This is a genomic window from Photobacterium sp. ABD4_091, from assembly GCF_056160145.1.
Map to the genome: position 1 here is coordinate 1213402 of NZ_JBSWWQ010000001.1, position 16006 is coordinate 1229407.

Consider the following 16006-nt stretch of genomic DNA (forward strand, 5'->3'; position numbering starts at 1 on the left):
TGTCACAGTTGAATGAATTCAATGCTCAATTTTACCCATAAGCGTAAAAGTGTATCACGACTGTTAGCGCCTGTAGCCCTTGCCGTGCTTCTGGCAAGCTGTAGTACTTCTAACCAGCCTGTCGTGGCCACCGATATTACAGCAGCCGCTACTGATAGCGCCGCCAATTATCTGATCAAAGCCGAGTCAAGTGAAGGTGCCGAAAGCATCAACTGGAATATCATGGCGCTCAAGGCCCTGATCAAGGATGGCCAATGGAGCCAAGCCGAACAGTTGGCAACCCGCCTGAGCCGGATGAATATGGACCCGTTGCAGATGGCCGAGTGGCAGCTAGCCCGTGCGACGCTGCGCTACCAGCAGGGCCAGCCTAAAGCCGCCCTCGATTCTCTCAACTTCCAGCCGTGGTGGACACTGGCCGACAGCCAGTACCTGCGCTACCACATGCTGCGTGCAGAATTGTTCCGCCAGACCAACCAGTCGCTCAATGCAGCCCGCTCCCGCACCGCGCTGGATCAGTACCTGGGCAATGACAAGAAAGCGGCCAACTGGCAGAACCTGTGGCAGGATCTCTCCAACTACAGCAACAACCAGCTCCAGTCTGTTACCCTTGCCGGTGACGAGGAAGTCCTTCGTGGCTGGATCCAGTTGGCGGTGCTGAAAAACACATACTCCCAGCGCCCTGTTAAGCTAAAGGGCATGGTCGAAGAATGGCTGGCTAGCAACCCATACCACCCAGCCAACCAATACCTGCCGGCGGATCTCGGCAGCATCATGTCGCTGGAAATCGCCCAGCTCGACAATGTTGCCCTGTTGCTGCCGCTTACCGGCCGTTTCGAGCAATCAGGCAAGGCCGTGCGTGACGGCTTTATCAATGCCATGCTCGACGACACCGGCCGCGAGGCCGAGACTGAACTGACTGTCTACGACACCGAGGCGGAAAGCATGGCCTCAATCATGGCCAAGCTTGAGCAAAGCGGTGTCGAAATGGTGATCGGTCCCTTGCGCAAGAACAAGATCACCGAGTTCCAGCGTGCCAACAGCAGCAACATTGCCCTGCTGGCCCTGAACGAACCAGACCCAAGCCAGCTCACCCAGGACAACGCTTGCTATTTCTCGCTCTCACCCGAGCAGGAAGCCGAACAGGCGGCACGCCACCTGTTTGCCAAAGGGCACCAGTACCCTATGGTATTGGCACCGGGCAACAGCTTCGGCGGCCGTGTCAGCAATGCCTTTATTGAGCAGTGGCAGCAGCTAACCGGCAAGACACCGGCAACACGCCAGTTCAGCTCTCGCAAGCAAATCCAGCAGGAAATTGCCGCAGTATTCGGCCTAACCGAAAGCCAGGCCCGCATCAAGCAGATGCAACAAGTGCTGGGCATGGAGCTGGAAGCCGAGCCACGCAGCCGCCGCGATACTGATGCGGTATACCTGATCGCCAATGTCAACGAGCTGACCCTGCTCAAGCCGTTTATCGAAGTGGCTATCAACCCGGATGCCTCGCAGCCGAAACTGTATGCCAGCTCGCGCAGCTACCCGGATCGCAATGCAGACACCTCGGAAATACGCGGTATCGAGTTCAGTGATATCCCGCTGCTGGTCGACGCCAACCATAACTTCATGAACCGTTATGAAGAACTTTGGCCTGACAGCAGAAATACCGATGTGCGCCTCCATGCCTTCGGTATGGATGCCTACAAAATGGTGTCCGAGCTGCCTCAGATGCGCGTTGTCGATAACTATTCGACCCAGGGCAATACTGGCCAGCTGAGCCTGGATGACCAGTGCGTGATCCAACGCCAGCTAAGCTGGGCCATCTATACCGGGAACGGTATTGAAGCAGCCCAATAAGCGCCAGCAAGGGCAAACCTACGAGGCCATGGCCGAGCAGTACCTCTGCCGCCATGGCCTGCAATCCCATACCCGCAACTTCCAATGCCGCAGTGGCGAAATCGACCTGATCATGCGCCACCAGCAGTGCTGGGTCTTTGTCGAAGTCAAATTCCGCAAAAACAACCATTACGGTTCGGCCGCAGAAGCGGTAAACTGGCGCAAGCAGCAGCGCGTTAAACGTGCGGCCTTGTTTTGGCTAAAGAAAAATGGCTTTGCCATTGAACATACAGAGTTTCGGTTTGATGTGGTCTCGCTTGAAGGGCAGCCGCCACAAATCGAATGGTTTACCAACACCCTAGTAGAAGGTTAATCCATGCTAGAGAGCATCAAAGAAAGTTTCACCGAAAGCATCCAAACCCAGATTGCCGCCGCCGAGGCCCTGCCAGACGCAATTTCCCAGGCAGCCCAGGTCATGGTGCAAAGCCTGCTCAACGGCAACAAGATCCTCTGCTGCGGGAATGGCGGTTCGGCGGCAAACTCACAGCACTTTGCCTCCTGCCTGATCAACCGTTTTGAAACCGAACGCCCTAGCCTGCCAGCCTTGGCGCTAACGGCGGACACCACAACCCTGACGGCAGTCGCCAACGACTACCACCACGATGAGATCTTCTCCAAGCAAGTCAGGGCGCTTGGCCAGGCTGGCGATATCCTGTTTGTGTTATCTACCAGCGGCAACAGCAAGAACATTATCAAGGCGATGGAAGCCGCACTGACCCGTGATATGACCATCATTGCCCTTACCGGCAAAGACGGTGGCGAGATGGCCGGCCTGCTTGGCATCCAGGATGTCGAGATCCGTATCCCGTCGCAGCGTACTGCGCGTATCCAGGAAGGCCAGCTACTGGTTGTCCACTGCCTGTGTGACCTGATCGACAAGGTCTTGTTCCCCCACCACGAAGGATAAGTTTCATCAAGGAAGGTGCACCATGAACTGGCGTCCGCTTATTGTCCTCCTGCTGGCTTTCGGCCTGCAGGCATGTGCGATGTTAAACCCGGCCGATACCCGCTCGACCAAACAGCAATGGTATGACCAAGAAATTGAAATGGAAGTGGGAGGGCTCGCCAACAAACCGCCTTACCGCCAGCATACCCGCGTTAACGCCATTTCAGTCGAAGGCAAGGTACTGCTTGTCGGGCAGGCCACTGAACAGACTTATAGCCATCAGTTGGAACAGCAAGTCAGAGAGCTGAAAAACGTCGATACCGTCTACAACCAGCTCCAGGTTCGCCCGTTACCGCAGCTCGGTGAGGTGAGCAAAGACAGCTGGCTGACGACTAAGGTCAAAGCACAGCTGATCGGCAGCAAGCAGCTGCGCGATGCGACGATCAAGGTGATCACCGAGGGCCAGGAAGTCTTCCTCCTCGGCTATGTCAGCCGCGAGCAGGGCAACATTGCCGCCGATATCGCCCGCAATGTCTCTGGTGTCAAAAAAGTCGTCAAGGTGTTCGAATACCCAGATGACTAGCGGCGACTGAAAGGGTTTCGCTAGAAAAGAAAAACGCAGCAAAAGCTGCGTTTTTTTATGCGGTTAGCAAACTATGAGATTACTTCACAACTCGCAGACTTGGACGGCCACGAGGGCGAGGCGGCTCATCGTCAGGCTCGATATCTGAAACAGCTTCTGGCACAGGCTCAACAGGTGCTAGCGCATCCTGCTGGTCTTCTGTAATACCTTCCACGTCTTCGATATCCGCCATATCAGTGGCATAAGCCGGCTCAGGCTCGAACATGGTTCCAGCGCCGTTTTCACGGGCATAGATAGCCATAGCCGCATACAGCGGGACAATCACCGAGTGCGGGCGGCCGCTAAAGCGGGCACTGAAGCTAATCGCTTCATTGCCCAGCTCAAGGTTACCCACTGCACGCGGGGCAACGTTCAGGACAATCTGACCGTCACTGACGAATTCCATCGGAACCTTGACACCTGGCAGCGTAGCATCCACCACTAAATGCGGCGTCAGATCGTTGTCTACCAACCAATCATAGAAAGCGCGCAGCAGATACGGGCGACGCGGTGTCATGTTGTCGATGTCCATCATTAGTTGCCAGCCAAACGCATTTCACGCTCAGCTTCAGTCAAAGAAGCCAGGAATGAATCACGCTCGAAAACGCGGGTCATGTAGTTCTTAACTTCTTTGGCACCTGCGCCAGTCAGCTCGATACCCATTTCAGGCAAACGCCACAACAGCGGAGCCAGGTAGCAGTCAACCAGGCTGAACTCTTCACTCATGAAGTAAGGGAATTCAGCAAATACAGGGGCAAGAGCCATTAGCTCTTCACGCAGTTGCTTACGAGCTTTGTCAGCTTCGTCAGCAGAGCCTTTGTTGATTTTTTCTGCCAGTGTGTACCAGTTACGTTCGATACGGTACATCATCAAACGGCTATTACCACGAGCAACAGGGTAAACAGGCATCAATGGTGGATGAGGGAAACGCTCATCCAGATACTCCATAATGATGCTTGCTTGGTAAAGTGCAAGCTCACGGTCAACCAAAGTCGGCACAGAGTTGTACGGGTTTAGGTCTAGCAAATCTTCAGGCAGGTTGTTTGGGTCAACCAGCTCGATTTCAACGCTTACACCTTTTTCTGCTAGTACGATACGCACCTGATGGCTGTAGATGTCAGAAGCATCAGAATACAGAGTCATCACAGAGCGTTTATTGGCAGCAACAGCCATTAACCCCTCCAGTATACTTAAATACACAAAAAGCAACGGGGGCACCGGCCCCCATTGCGAGATTCTAACCCACTAGATTACCTGATCAGTGGACATCACGCCAATATTCTTTCTTCAACAATAATGTTAGTACAAAGAATACAACGATAAAGCCCATTACCCAGTAGCCCAGGCGCTGACGTTCCAGTTTCATCGGCTCACCAGAGTATTCCAGGAAATTCACCAGGTCGCGGACGGCCTCGTCATATTCCTCGTCATTCAGCTCACCGGTACCATCCGACTCGATGCCGACGTATACCTCTACTTCCTCGCCGTCAATCAGGCGGGTTTCGTACACTTTACTCGGCACGCCTTGCAGCTCTTCAAGCACATGGGGCATACCCACGCTCGGGAAGACCACATTGTTAACCCCGAACGGGCGGCTCGGGTCGGCATAGAAAGAACGCAGGTAGGTATATAGCCAGTCGGTCCCGCGGACACGGGCTACCATGGTCAGATCCGGTGCCGGGGCACCGAAAGACGCGGCAGCGTACTCGGTCGGGATAGCATTGACCATCAGATCACCGATTTTAGCTTCGGGATCAAACACCAAGTTATCCATCATCAGGTCTGCCGGGATCCCCAAGTCCGTAGCAACTCGCTCATAGCGCTGGTACTGGGTCGCATGACAGCCGAAACAGTAGTTCATGAAGGTCTGGGCACCACGTTGTAGCGACGCCTTATCCGACAAGTCATTGTTGGCTTTGTCGAGCGGTACTGATGGGCCCGCCGCCATGGCCAGAGAAGGCAGCAGGGCAAATAGCATGACAATCAACTTCTTCATTTGAATGTTACCCTCTCTGGTAGCGGTTTGGTTGCTTCGCGCTTGCTGTAGAAGAACAGCAGGACGAAGAACATGAAATACGCAAAGCTGAAGATCTGCGCCAGAATGGTGTACGTCGGCGTAGCCGGCAGTGCACCCAGAATACCCAAGGCGATAAAGCTGATAGTGAACTGGGCAATATTGGCCAGATGCAGCTTGCTGCGGTAGCGGTATGAACGTACTTTACAGCGGTCAAGCCAAGGCAGCAGGAACAGCACCACAATCGAGGCTCCCATCGCAATAACACCTAACAGCTTGTCCGGTACCGCACGCAAGATGGCGTAGAACGGTGTGAAGTACCAAACCGGAGCAATGTGCTCTGGAGTCTTCAGTGGGTTGGCCGCTTCAAAGTTAGGTGGCTCAAGGAAGAAGCCGCCCATCTCCGGGTTGAAGAAGATCACGTAGCTGAACAAGAAGGCGAATACCGCGATACCGACCATGTCCTTCACTGTCCCGTACGGGTGGAAAGGAATCGAGTCGATAATGTCGTACTTCTTGCTGTAGTAGCTATGGAACGGGAACTGGGTCTTGTAGTCGTCGCCCTTGGTGCCTTTCGGTAGCTTGGTTTCAATACCGTCAGGGTTGTTGGAACCGACTTCGTGCAGCGCCAGAATATGCAGGACAACCAGTAGCAGCAGCACGATTGGCAGTGCGATAACGTGAAGCGCGAAGAAGCGGTTCAAGGTTGCACCGGAGATCACGTAGTCACCACGGATCCACAGCGTCAGATCATCACCGATCACCGGGATCGCGCCGAATAGCGAGATGATTACCTGTGCACCCCAGTAAGACATCTGGCCCCAAGGCAGTAGGTAGCCCATAAAGGCTTCTGCCATCAGTACCAGGAAGATCAGCATACCAAATAGCCACAGCAGCTCACGCGGTTTCTGGTAAGAACCGTAGATCAGGCCACGGAACATGTGTAAGTACACCACCACGAAGAAGGCCGAGGCCCCAGTCGAGTGCATGTAGCGCAGCAGCCATCCGTATTCGACATCACGCATGATGTATTCGATCGAGGCAAATGCTCCGTCGCCGGAAGGGACATAGTTCATGGTCAGCCAAATACCGGTAATGATCTGGTTTACCAGTACCAGCATGGCCAAGGATCCAAACAGATACCAGAAGTTGAAGTTCTTCGGCATCGGGTATTCCGACAAATGCTTCTTATAGGCATTCATCATCGGCAGGCGTTTTTCAACCCATCCAAGTAAAGAGTCCATTAGGCAACCTCCTCATCTACACCGACCAGAATGGTATTGTCATCCAGGAACGTATGAGGCGGCACTACCAGGTTCAATGGTGCTGGCACGCCTGAAAAAACCCGGCCTGCCATATCGAACTTCGACCCGTGGCATGGGCAGAAGAAACCGGCTGAAATACCGCTAACCTGCTCACTGAAGGTATTTGGCAAATAGGTAGGTGAACAGCCTAGGTGGGTACAAATACCTACGGCTAAAAAGATTTCAGGTTTAACTGAACGAAATTTATTTTGGGCATATTCGGGCTGCTGCGGTTCCGCCGAAGACGGATCACGAAGCTGGCCATCATGGCCACCCAATTCATTTAAAACAGCATCGCTACGGCGGACTACCCAGACAGGTTTACCACGCCACTCGACGCGAACCATCTGGCCTTCTTCCAACTTGCTGATATCAACTTCGACTGGCGCACCCGCGGCTTTTGCTTTCGCGCTCGGGTTCCAAGATTTGATAAAAGGCACGGCTACAGCGGCTGCACCTAAGCCTCCAACAACCGAAGTCGTCGCAGTCAGGAAGCGGCGTCGGCCGTTACTTACTGGCGCATTGCTCATCCAACATTCTCCCATGTGCTCCCGCTCTGGATTATTATTATGTCCTTGTGCGTCCCTGGAGCTTACGGCTAACTTTCAAACGGAAAGAAACAACAGCAGCAACCCCTTCCAACCCGGAAGGTTAAAGTGGCAGTGTAAAGCTGTTGCTTATCACGCCAAATGATAAAGAAAACCCCACTTTATGACAAGATAAAGCTACTTTTTCGCAACAAATGTGAGAGGTATGTTCTTTTTGTTACTTTGTGTAATGCAAACAGCTGTTGTACAGCCAATTTAAACTGGGAAAAAGAGCAAACAAAGGTGGGCGATACGGGGCTGGGGCAGCCGGATTGTTGCTTAGATGTGACAAGAGGATGGTTTTTTCAGGCAATAAAAAAGCCCAACCCGAAGGTTGAGCTTTTGCACACAGTTTCCAGAATAAATTCTGAAGCGTAAAATTAACGCTTAGAGAACTGTGGACGACGACGTGCTTTACGTAGACCAACTTTCTTACGCTCAACTTTACGTGCGTCACGAGTTACGTAACCCGCTGCGCGTAGTGCTGGACGTAGAGTCTCATCGTATTCCATAAGTGCACGAGTGATACCGTGACGGATAGCGCCTGATTGACCAGTGATACCACCACCTTTAACAGTGATGTATAGATCTAGTTTCTCAATCATTTCAACTAGCTCAAGTGGCTGACGAACAACCATGCGAGCAGTTTCGCGACCGAAGTATTCTTCGATGCTACGCTTGTTGATTACGATGTTACCAGTGCCCGGTTTAATGAAAACGCGAGCAGCTGAGCTTTTGCGGCGACCAGTGCCGTAGTATTGATTCTCTGCCATTGTCATCTTCCCCAATTAGATGTCTAGAACTTTAGGCTGTTGTGCAGCGTGGTTGTGCTCAGTACCAGCGTAAACTTTCAGCTTACGGTACATAGCACGGCCTAGAGGACCTTTAGGAAGCATGCCTTTAACAGCAGTCTCGATAATCATTTCTGGTTTCTTATCAAGAAGCTTGTCGAAGCTGATAGACTTCAGACCACCGATGTAGCCAGTGTGGTGGTGGTACATCTTGTCAGTGCGCTTAGCACCAGTTACTGCAACTTTTTCAGCGTTGATAACTACGATGTAGTCACCAGTGTCAACGTGCGGAGTGTACTCCGGCTTATGCTTACCACGTAGACGAGATGCGATTTCAGTTGCTAGACGACCAAGAGTTTTACCTTCAGCGTCAACAACATACCAGTCACGTTTTACAGTTTCTGGTTTAGCAACGAAAGTTTTCATGCTAATTCTTACCCAAAATTAAATAGTTTCACTTCATAGGAGCATAATGCTCCCTCTGTACAGAGCCCTCTCATCACCCCTTCGAGTGGTTGGCACTCCCGGCTTTTGCCGTTACAGGTACGGTGGGTCGCAAGATTATAGGGAAGGGTGGAGAAAAAATCACCTTTTTTTGAAAAAAAATTGCGATTTTTTCTCTGGGGCGGCTTAAGCCTCAAAACAGCAGGTTACAAACCACTTTTTCAAGCTATTTCCCCACCGCTGAGCATCGTCAAGCACAGACTGACATTATGGGATGTGCGGGCTGGCCAAGTAGTCATGGCTCTGCATCTCGATAAGCCTTGAGCAGCAACGCTTGAACTCGAAAGCCAATCTTTCGCCCTGGTAAAGTTGCGCCAGCTCGACTTCGGCGGAGATGATCAATTTTACATTGCGCTCATAGAACTCGTCGACAAGGGCAATAAAGCGACGGGCGGAATCACTGTCATCTTCCTGCATCTGGGTAACGCCAGACATCAACACGGTATGGTAGATCTGCGACAGCTCCATATAGTCACCCTGGCTACGGGCACTTTGGCACAATGTGGCAAAGTCGAAATGGATCACCCCCTCGCCTTCCTGACGTATCGGCAAATCACGGTTGTTTATCTCAATCGTGCCGCCGGTACGGTGCTGGCCGGCTGCCAGATGCTGAAAGTAGTGCAGCATGTTTTGCTCGGCCTGCCCGTCGAGCGGGTAATGGTAGATTTCAGCCTGTTCGAGGGTTCGCAGGCGGTAATCCACCCCCGAGTCGACATTCACCACCTCGCAATAGGCCTTGATAAGCTCGATGGCCGGCAGGAAGCGTGCGCGCTGCAGGCCGTTGCGGTACAGCTCATCAGGCGGGATATTCGAGGTCGCCACCAGCGTGATCCCACGGCGGAACAAGGCTTCGAACAGGGTACCGAGGATCATCGCATCGGTGATATCCGAGACAAAGAACTCATCGAAGCAGATTACGTCGGTTTCAGTCGCAAAGCGATCGGCCACCACCTCCAGCGGATCGGCTTGTTGCTCGAGCTGCTTCATTTCTTGGTGCACCCGATGCATGAAGCGGTGGAAGTGGACCCGCATCTTGCGCTCTGTTGGCAGGCAATCAAAGAACGTATCGACCAGGTAGGTCTTGCCCCGCCCCACACCGCCCCAGAAATACAGCCCTTTTACCGGTACTACCGGCTCGGCCGGGCGGCGCATCAGGCGGTCAACCCAGCTTCGGGTGGCCTCCGGCTTCGGCGCTTGGAGGCGATGGTACAAATCATCAAGGTGACCAACGGCCATTGCCTGGGCCGGGTCGGCAACGAAATCGCTACGCTTAAGATCTTGTTGGTATTTTTGTTGTGGGGTCATCCTTGCAAAGCCCAAACAGTCATTCTCCGTATTCGAGATAGTACCATGCTGCCCCATGTACATGTATAGTATCTAGACAAGTTGATGAGCAGATGAAGTTGACGTGCTATTCAGCACCAATTAAATCTCGATGTTATACAACAGGTATGATGATGTACGTACACAATCCCCCTGCAGGCTTGCCTGCCCATGGTACGTTATCCCCCCTGTCCCTATATAAGAGAAGAGCAAAAGGAGTTTTTCATGGCTTGGATTTATGCGCTGCTGATTTTCATTGCCGGTGCCATTGTCGGTGCCTTTGCCACGAGGCTGAGCAACAAAGGCTTGAAACAGCAAAAAGAACTGAAAAAAGAGCTGGATAAGTCAAAATACGAACTAGAGCAATTCCGCCAGGAGCTGGTCGATCACTTCGCCCAGAGCTCAGACCTACTTGATAATATCGCCAAGGATTACAGCAAACTGTACGAGCACATGGCGAAAACCTCTACCGAGCTGATGCCAAACTTACCAGAGCAGGACAATCCGTTTGCCCGCCGTATCAGCACACTGGAAGCGGTAAAAGAGGTTAAAGAAAACCAAGACGAGCAGCCTCGCGATTACGCCAATGGCGCAACGGGCCTGCTGAAAGACCAAAAACCAGAAGTGGTTGCCGAAGAGCCGAAAAAGCCTGAAGCCGAAGAGTCTAAAGCAAGCTAATAAAATTCTTAGGAACTAAACATCGGTTTTCAAGTCTGAGATTAAGCAGGCATATCAATACACTAGGGTGTATGCCTGCGATTGGACTTGAAAACCGGAGTTTAGTAATAATGAAAAAAACATTACTTGTTTTAAGTGCCCTAACCATCGGCATCAGCTCAGTTATTACCCCTGTGACGGCGACCGCCGCCCTTCCCCAGTCAGTCAACAATCAGCAGGTGCCCAGCCTAGCCCCGATGCTAGAGCAAGTGACCCCAGCTGTCGTCAGCATTGCCGTTGAAGGAAAACAAGTATCCAGACAGCGCTTACCAGAAACATTCCGCTTCTTTTTCGGCCCCGACTTCCCTGAAGAACAAATGCGCGAGCGCCCGTTCCGCGGCTTGGGCTCAGGGGTAATTGTCGATGCCGACAAGGGCTATATCGTCACCAACCATCACGTAATCGGTGGGGCGGATAAAATCATGGTTCAACTGCATGATGGCCGCGAAGTGACCGCAGAGTTGATAGGCAGCGACGAAATGTCGGATATCGCCCTGCTCAAACTAAACGATATCGACGACCTCACTGAGATCAAACTGGCCGACTCCGATAAATTGCGTGTCGGTGATTTCGCGGTGGCCATTGGCAACCCGTTTGGCCTTGGCCAGACCGTCACCTCAGGGATCATCTCCGCCCTAGGCCGCAGCGGCCTGAATATCGAGAATTTCGAAAACTTCATCCAGACCGATGCGGCCATCAACAGTGGTAACTCAGGCGGCGCCCTGGTCAACCTCAATGGCGAGCTAGTCGGGATCAACACTGCCATCCTTGGCCCCAACGGCGGCAACGTCGGGATTGGTTTTGCGATCCCGGTCAATATGGTGAAAAACCTGACCGAGCAGATCATTGAGTTCGGCGAGGTCAAGCGCGGTATCCTTGGCGTTCAGGGCGGTGAGCTCACCTCTGAGCTGGCCGAAGCCTTCGGCTACGAAACCAACCATGGTGCCTTTATCAACCAAGTCATGCCTGACTCAGCAGCCGAGAAAGCAGGCTTGAAAGCTGGCGATATCATCGTCTCGGTCAACGGCAAGCAGATTCGCACCTTCGGTGAGCTAAGGGCCAAGATTGCCACCCTCGGGGCTGGCAAAGATGTGTCACTGGGTATTGTCCGTGACGGCAAAGCCATGGACGTCACCGCCAAATTGCAGGAGGCCTCGGTCAACAAAGTCAAGGCAGACAGCCTGCATGAGGGGCTAGCCGGCGCTGAGTTTGCCAACACCACCTCAAGTGACGACGCCAAAGGCGTCAAGGTCACCAGCCTGCAAGAGAACTCCGAAGCCGCCCGTTACGGCTTGCGTCAGGGTGACATTATCCTGGGTGTCAACCGCCAGCCAATTCGCAACCTGGGTGAATTAAGGAAAGCCCTCGACAAGAAGCCAAACGTACTGGCTCTTGAGGTAAAACGAGATAACAACATCCTTTACCTCATCATCCGCTAACCACCCAACAGGCAGCCGGGTGCCCGGCTGCCTGCTGCATAAGCCCCCTTCCAGCCAGCGCTGCACTTTCATTACTTTATTCAATAAAATACACAGCCAATATTTGGTATCTTGTCTAAGGTAATGATACCCTCTTCGACTATTATCAGTAGTTTATTCATTCAAGGGAGCGAACATGCTGGCTTTTTTGGCTAGATCCATTTTGCTTGGTGTCGTTACGGCCATCGCCCTGCTGCTGATCTTCCCTGATCTCCGCACCCAAATGCTCGATACACCCCAGGTATTAGCCCCGGTTGAAGTAAACCAGACCCAAGTGTCTTTCAACTATGCGGTACGCCGGGCCTCCCCTGCGGTGGTGAATATCTATAACCGGCGCTACAATGCCGAAGACCGCCTCCAGCTCAGCACCCAGGGCCTTGGCTCCGGGGTGATCATGAGTGATAAAGGCTACATCGTGACTAATTACCACGTTGTCGCTGAAGCCGATCAAGTCATCGTGGCATTGCAAGACGGGCGCATTCTTACCGCCCAGCTCATCGGTAAAGATCAGCGTACTGACTTAGCGGTACTGAAAATACAGGCTGAGAACCTCCCGGTGATCCCGACTAGCCCCGACTACCGCCCAGCGGTCGGGGACGTAGTGCTTGCTATCGGCAACCCATACAACCTTGGACAAACAACGACTTATGGAATAATCTCTGCCACCGGGCGCTCCGGCATGAGTTTCTTCGGCCGCCAGGACTTCTTGCAGACCGATGCAGCGATCAACGAGGGGAACTCCGGGGGTGCGCTGGTCAACACCCGCGGCGAACTGGTCGGCATCAATACAGCTTCCTTCCAGCAGGCCACCGATATTGAAACCTACGGCATCTCATTTGCCATTCCCTATGAGCTGACCCAGAAAATCATGAATAAGCTGATCGCCGACGGGCGGGTGATCCGGGGCTATATCGGCCTTGAAGCGCGAGATATCAACCCGGTTATGGCACGGCTTTACGATGCCGAGCAGATCAGCGGGATCATCGTCATGGCAATGGATCCCAACGGGCCTGCTGCCAAGGCTGGTTTCAAGGTCCAGGATATCCTAATCGAGATAGACGGCAAGCGGGTCACTGACCGCCGCAATGTACTGGATATCGTAACCGAGCTTCGCCCGGGTACCGAAGTCGACATGAAGGTGCTGCGCAACGGCGAGCCGACCGTGCTGAACGTGCAGATCGGCGATGAGCCGAATGGGTATTAGAGTCAGGTACTGGGAACGAGAACCTAGAACCTAGAACCTAGAACCTAGAACCTAGAGCAATCTTGCAAGCTCGCTATGTCTCGAAAAATGCTTTGGCTCTTTCTAGGAACAAGGATCTAGGAACCCGATTCAGAGCAATAAAAAACCAGCCATATGGCTGGTTTTTTATTGCTCTGAAGCAGAACCGCTTTTATTCGCTGAAGCGCTCAATGTTCATGCCTAGGGCGCTAAACTTGTCTTCGATGTGCTCGTAGCCACGGTCGATGTGGTAAATACGGTCCACAATCGTCTCGCCCTTGGCAATGCTACCCGCAATCACCAGGCTGGCAGACGCACGCAAGTCCGTTGCCATTACCTGGGCACCGCTCAGGCCTTCGGTATCACCACAAATCACTGTGTTGCCTTCGATTTCTGCATGAGCCCCCATACGGATCAGCTCAGGGATATGCATAAAGCGGTTTTCAAAGATCGTCTCGGTGATAATACCCGTGCCCTTGGCAATCAGGTTCAGCAGCGAGAACTGCGCCTGCATGTCTGTCGGGAAGCCCGGGTGAGGAGCCGTGCGGATATTGACCGCCTTCAGCTCACGATCAGTCATGTCGAGGCTGATCCAGTCATCACCGGTTTCAACTTTGGCGCCCGCTTCTTCCAGCTTGGCCAACGCCGCTTCCATCAATGACGGGCGGGTATTGCGACACATGATCTTGCCGCCAGACACTGCAGCAGCAACCAGAAAAGTCCCGGTTTCGATGCGGTCTGCAACCACCTCATGGTAACCGCCGCCCAAGCGCTCAACACCTTCGATAGTGATGGTGTCAGTACCTGCACCGGTGATTTTCGCACCCAACGTATTCAGGAAATCAGCCGTATCGACGATTTCAGGCTCGCGAGCCGCATTCTCAATCACGGTTTTGCCTTCCGCCAGCGTTGCCGCAGACATGATAGTCACGGTCGCACCGACGCTGACCTTGTCCATCACGATGTGAGCACCTTTCAGGCGGCCATCAACAGAGGCTTTGACATAACCTTCTTCCAGGGTGATTGTTGCCCCCAGCTGCTCAAGGCCGTGGATGTGCAAATCAACTGGGCGCGCGCCGATAGCACAGCCACCAGGCAGGGATACCTGACCCTGGCCAAAGCGGGCTACCAGTGGGCCAAGTGCCCAGATTGATGCGCGCATGGTTTTCACCAAATCATACGGCGCACAGAACTCGTTGACCGGACCGGCATCAACATGCACTGAACCATTGCGGGATACCTTGGCACCCAAGCGGCCAAGTAGCTCCATGGTGGTGTCGATGTCACGTAGTTTTGGAACGTTTGCGACTTCTACCGGCTCTTCGGCCAGCAAGGCGGCAAACAAAATAGGCAATGCTGCATTCTTAGCACCAGAAATGGAGACTTCGCCACACAATGGGCCACCGCCCTGGATTCGAAACTTCTGCATCACTAACCTCTTAAGACAGGGACATCAATTTTTTATCACGCGCCCACTCGTCAGGCGTGAAAGTTTTGATGCTCAGCGCATGGATTTCATTCGCTGCAATCTGTCCCATCAGCGGGGCGTAAATTGCCTGCTGCTTTTTAACTCGGCTCATACCGTCGAACATGGCGCCAACAGCAATCACTTCGTAGTGGCTGCCTTCGCTCTTGACGATCACTTCGTCAAGCTCCAGAGCATTTTCTAGAATTTCTTTAATTTCAGAGATTTCCACAAGCTATCCTCTTTCGCGGCTCACTCGATGCAAGCAGCTAACATTGATTCGACGTGACTTAGGCGTAGCAGCGTGACGAGCTGCTCCGGCACGTTCAATATTTTCAGCTCAGATCCATTTTGATCCAGCTGTTGATATAAATGCAGTAGCATCACCATACCGGCGGAGTCGATCCGCCCGACCGCAGCAAGATCCAACTGCACTTTGCTATCCTGCGGCATCCATTCATGGCGTTGCTGCCAAAAAGCTGGAACTGTGTCACGTTCCAATGCCCCTGACAAGCAGTAAAGACCATTTTCCTGCGCTTGCCACCCAATCTTTTGCTTAGTCATTGTTTTCAGACTCACGGCGGATTGGCTTGGCCGCCAGTTGCTTCAGATCCTGGGTCACCGCATCCACTCCCTGGCTACGCAGCTGGCCACTCCACTCGCTCTGTTTAGTAGAGATCATGCTGACCCCTTCGGCGACCATATCGAAGCCCTGCCACTCACCGGTTTTCTTGTTCTTGCGCAGCTTGAAATCAAGGCGGATCGGCGGGCGCTTGGTATCAACAATATCAACCCGGACCGACACCACACTGCGGTTGGCCGGGATCGACTTAGGTGATTCGATTTCGATGTCCTGGTCGGTGTACTGGGTCAGCACCTGAGCATAGGAGGCCACTAGGTAGTCAGTAAACGCCGCCACAAAATCATTGCGCTGCTGCGCCGTGGTTTTCTTCAGCTGCGGGCCTAATACCTTGTAAGCTGCATAGCGGGTATTGATATAAGGCAGCAGCTCTTGTCGCACCACGGTACGCAGACGCTCAGGGTTCTGCTGAATCAAGCTCTGCTCCGACTTCAGGCGGGCAAAGGTCTTCTGCGATACCTGATCCATCATGGTGTAAGGGTTGGTCTTATCGATTACCGCAGCCTGTGCAACCAGCGGCAGGCAGACGAACATCATTAGTACATAGCGAAACCATTTCATAATAC

Annotated in this window: 19 protein-coding genes; 7 read left to right on the forward strand and 12 right to left on the reverse strand. The window is 53.0% G+C overall.

Annotation, left to right across the window (positions count from 1 at the left end; genetic code table 11):
- Nucleotides 1–21 precede the first annotated feature (21 nt).
- Genes ACXAGQ_RS05555 through ACXAGQ_RS05570 form a run of 4 tightly spaced genes read left to right on the forward strand, consistent with a single transcriptional unit; the run spans nucleotide 22 to nucleotide 3356 of the window.
- A complete protein-coding gene (locus ACXAGQ_RS05555) occupies nucleotides 22–1848 on the forward strand; it encodes a penicillin-binding protein activator (RefSeq protein ID WP_475252406.1) in 1827 nt (608 codons plus the stop codon).
- A complete protein-coding gene (locus tag ACXAGQ_RS05560) occupies nucleotides 1832–2200 on the forward strand; it encodes a YraN family protein (RefSeq protein WP_475252408.1) in 369 nt (122 codons plus the stop codon). Before ACXAGQ_RS05555 ends, ACXAGQ_RS05560 begins: the two co-directional genes overlap by 17 nt.
- 3 nt (nucleotides 2201–2203) lie before the next feature.
- A complete protein-coding gene (locus ACXAGQ_RS05565; RefSeq protein WP_475252410.1) occupies nucleotides 2204–2794 on the forward strand; it encodes a phosphoheptose isomerase in 591 nt (196 codons plus the stop codon).
- A 22-nt stretch (nucleotides 2795–2816) separates the two neighbouring features.
- Nucleotides 2817–3356: a BON domain-containing protein gene (locus tag ACXAGQ_RS05570; protein WP_475252412.1), complete on the forward strand. Its 540-nt coding sequence runs from the start codon at nucleotides 2817–2819 to the stop codon at nucleotides 3354–3356.
- 79 nt (nucleotides 3357–3435) lie between these two features.
- On the opposite strand, the gene sspB is transcribed toward ACXAGQ_RS05570, so the two are convergent.
- The 8 genes from sspB to zapE form a co-directional block, all read right to left on the reverse strand.
- Nucleotides 3436–3927 carry a ClpXP protease specificity-enhancing factor gene (sspB, locus tag ACXAGQ_RS05575; RefSeq protein ID WP_475254674.1) on the reverse strand — a complete coding sequence of 164 codons (492 nt, stop codon included), beginning with the start codon at nucleotides 3925–3927 and terminating at the stop codon, nucleotides 3436–3438.
- A 2-nt stretch (nucleotides 3928–3929) separates the two neighbouring features.
- The gene (sspA, locus tag ACXAGQ_RS05580) at nucleotides 3930–4568 is read right to left on the reverse strand and encodes a stringent starvation protein SspA (RefSeq protein WP_475252414.1); all 639 of its coding nucleotides are present in this window, start codon (nucleotides 4566–4568) and stop codon (nucleotides 3930–3932) included.
- Nucleotides 4569–4653: 85 nt separating this feature from the next.
- Nucleotides 4654–5391 (reverse strand): cytochrome c1, encoded by a 738-nt coding sequence (locus ACXAGQ_RS05585; RefSeq protein WP_475252416.1) that lies wholly within the window; start codon nucleotides 5389–5391, stop codon nucleotides 4654–4656.
- Complete coding sequence (locus ACXAGQ_RS05590) at nucleotides 5388–6653, reverse strand: cytochrome b (protein ID WP_475252418.1); 1266 nt, start codon at nucleotides 6651–6653, stop codon at nucleotides 5388–5390. Before ACXAGQ_RS05590 ends, ACXAGQ_RS05585 begins: the two co-directional genes overlap by 4 nt.
- Nucleotides 6653–7243, reverse strand: coding sequence for a ubiquinol-cytochrome c reductase iron-sulfur subunit (gene petA / locus ACXAGQ_RS05595; RefSeq protein WP_475252420.1), 591 nt, complete (start codon nucleotides 7241–7243; stop codon nucleotides 6653–6655). Before petA ends, ACXAGQ_RS05590 begins: the two co-directional genes overlap by 1 nt.
- A gap of 437 nt (nucleotides 7244–7680) precedes the next feature.
- The gene (gene rpsI / locus ACXAGQ_RS05600) at nucleotides 7681–8073 is read right to left on the reverse strand and encodes a 30S ribosomal protein S9 (protein WP_107300020.1); all 393 of its coding nucleotides are present in this window, start codon (nucleotides 8071–8073) and stop codon (nucleotides 7681–7683) included.
- 15 nt (nucleotides 8074–8088) lie between these two features.
- Complete coding sequence (gene rplM, locus ACXAGQ_RS05605) at nucleotides 8089–8517, reverse strand: 50S ribosomal protein L13 (RefSeq protein WP_107300019.1); 429 nt, start codon at nucleotides 8515–8517, stop codon at nucleotides 8089–8091.
- A 285-nt stretch (nucleotides 8518–8802) separates the two neighbouring features.
- On the reverse strand, nucleotides 8803–9900 hold the full coding sequence (gene zapE / locus ACXAGQ_RS05610) for a cell division protein ZapE (RefSeq protein WP_475252422.1): 1098 nt from the start codon (nucleotides 9898–9900) through the stop codon (nucleotides 8803–8805).
- Between the two features lie 243 nt (nucleotides 9901–10143).
- Between zapE and zapG the strand changes: the two genes are divergently transcribed.
- The 3 genes from zapG to degS all read left to right on the forward strand — a co-directional run bounded on the left by zapG (nucleotide 10144) and on the right by degS (nucleotide 13317).
- On the forward strand, nucleotides 10144–10596 hold the full coding sequence (gene zapG / locus ACXAGQ_RS05615) for a Z-ring associated protein ZapG (protein WP_475252424.1): 453 nt from the start codon (nucleotides 10144–10146) through the stop codon (nucleotides 10594–10596).
- 110 nt (nucleotides 10597–10706) lie between these two features.
- Nucleotides 10707–12074 (forward strand): Do family serine endopeptidase, encoded by a 1368-nt coding sequence (locus ACXAGQ_RS05620; protein WP_475252426.1) that lies wholly within the window; start codon nucleotides 10707–10709, stop codon nucleotides 12072–12074.
- Nucleotides 12075–12249: 175 nt separating this feature from the next.
- The gene (gene degS, locus ACXAGQ_RS05625; RefSeq protein ID WP_475252428.1) at nucleotides 12250–13317 is read left to right on the forward strand and encodes an outer membrane-stress sensor serine endopeptidase DegS; all 1068 of its coding nucleotides are present in this window, start codon (nucleotides 12250–12252) and stop codon (nucleotides 13315–13317) included.
- A 190-nt stretch (nucleotides 13318–13507) separates the two neighbouring features.
- On the opposite strand, the gene murA is transcribed toward degS, so the two are convergent.
- The 4 genes from murA to mlaC are packed head-to-tail and all read right to left on the reverse strand — an operon-like array spanning nucleotide 13508 to nucleotide 16001.
- The gene (gene murA / locus ACXAGQ_RS05630) at nucleotides 13508–14764 is read right to left on the reverse strand and encodes a UDP-N-acetylglucosamine 1-carboxyvinyltransferase (protein WP_475252430.1); all 1257 of its coding nucleotides are present in this window, start codon (nucleotides 14762–14764) and stop codon (nucleotides 13508–13510) included.
- Nucleotides 14765–14774: 10 nt separating this feature from the next.
- The gene (ibaG, locus tag ACXAGQ_RS05635) at nucleotides 14775–15032 is read right to left on the reverse strand and encodes a BolA family iron metabolism protein IbaG (RefSeq protein ID WP_475252432.1); all 258 of its coding nucleotides are present in this window, start codon (nucleotides 15030–15032) and stop codon (nucleotides 14775–14777) included.
- A gap of 20 nt (nucleotides 15033–15052) precedes the next feature.
- Nucleotides 15053–15364: an STAS domain-containing protein gene (locus ACXAGQ_RS05640; RefSeq protein WP_475252434.1), complete on the reverse strand. Its 312-nt coding sequence runs from the start codon at nucleotides 15362–15364 to the stop codon at nucleotides 15053–15055.
- Entirely contained in the window at nucleotides 15357–16001 is a 645-nt protein-coding gene (mlaC, locus tag ACXAGQ_RS05645; protein WP_475252436.1) for a phospholipid-binding protein MlaC, read from the reverse strand. Before mlaC ends, ACXAGQ_RS05640 begins: the two co-directional genes overlap by 8 nt.
- Between the last annotated feature and the right edge of the window lie 5 nt (nucleotides 16002–16006).

Bases quoted from the DNA above. Each gene is read 5' to 3' on its own strand.
- ACXAGQ_RS05555 (WP_475252406.1), top strand. From the start codon at position 22: ATGCTCAATTTTACCCATAAGCGTAAAAGTGTATCACGACTGTTAGCG.
- ACXAGQ_RS05565 (WP_475252410.1), top strand. From the start codon at position 2,204: ATGCTAGAGAGCATCAAAGAAAGTTTCACCGAAAGCATCCAAACCCAG.
- ACXAGQ_RS05570 (WP_475252412.1), top strand. From the start codon at position 2,817: ATGAACTGGCGTCCGCTTATTGTCCTCCTGCTGGCTTTCGGCCTGCAG.
- sspB (WP_475254674.1), bottom strand. From the start codon at position 3,927: ATGGACATCGACAACATGACACCGCGTCGCCCGTATCTGCTGCGCGCT.
- sspA (WP_475252414.1), bottom strand. From the start codon at position 4,568: ATGGCTGTTGCTGCCAATAAACGCTCTGTGATGACTCTGTATTCTGAT.
- ACXAGQ_RS05585 (WP_475252416.1), bottom strand. From the start codon at position 5,391: ATGAAGAAGTTGATTGTCATGCTATTTGCCCTGCTGCCTTCTCTGGCC.
- ACXAGQ_RS05590 (WP_475252418.1), bottom strand. From the start codon at position 6,653: ATGGACTCTTTACTTGGATGGGTTGAAAAACGCCTGCCGATGATGAAT.
- petA (WP_475252420.1), bottom strand. From the start codon at position 7,243: ATGAGCAATGCGCCAGTAAGTAACGGCCGACGCCGCTTCCTGACTGCG.
- rpsI (WP_107300020.1), bottom strand. From the start codon at position 8,073: ATGGCAGAGAATCAATACTACGGCACTGGTCGCCGCAAAAGCTCAGCT.
- rplM (WP_107300019.1), bottom strand. From the start codon at position 8,517: ATGAAAACTTTCGTTGCTAAACCAGAAACTGTAAAACGTGACTGGTAT.
- zapE (WP_475252422.1), bottom strand. From the start codon at position 9,900: ATGACCCCACAACAAAAATACCAACAAGATCTTAAGCGTAGCGATTTC.
- zapG (WP_475252424.1), top strand. From the start codon at position 10,144: ATGGCTTGGATTTATGCGCTGCTGATTTTCATTGCCGGTGCCATTGTC.
- ACXAGQ_RS05620 (WP_475252426.1), top strand. From the start codon at position 10,707: ATGAAAAAAACATTACTTGTTTTAAGTGCCCTAACCATCGGCATCAGC.
- degS (WP_475252428.1), top strand. From the start codon at position 12,250: ATGCTGGCTTTTTTGGCTAGATCCATTTTGCTTGGTGTCGTTACGGCC.
- murA (WP_475252430.1), bottom strand. From the start codon at position 14,764: ATGCAGAAGTTTCGAATCCAGGGCGGTGGCCCATTGTGTGGCGAAGTC.
- ACXAGQ_RS05640 (WP_475252434.1), bottom strand. From the start codon at position 15,364: ATGACTAAGCAAAAGATTGGGTGGCAAGCGCAGGAAAATGGTCTTTAC.
- mlaC (WP_475252436.1), bottom strand. From the start codon at position 16,001: ATGAAATGGTTTCGCTATGTACTAATGATGTTCGTCTGCCTGCCGCTG.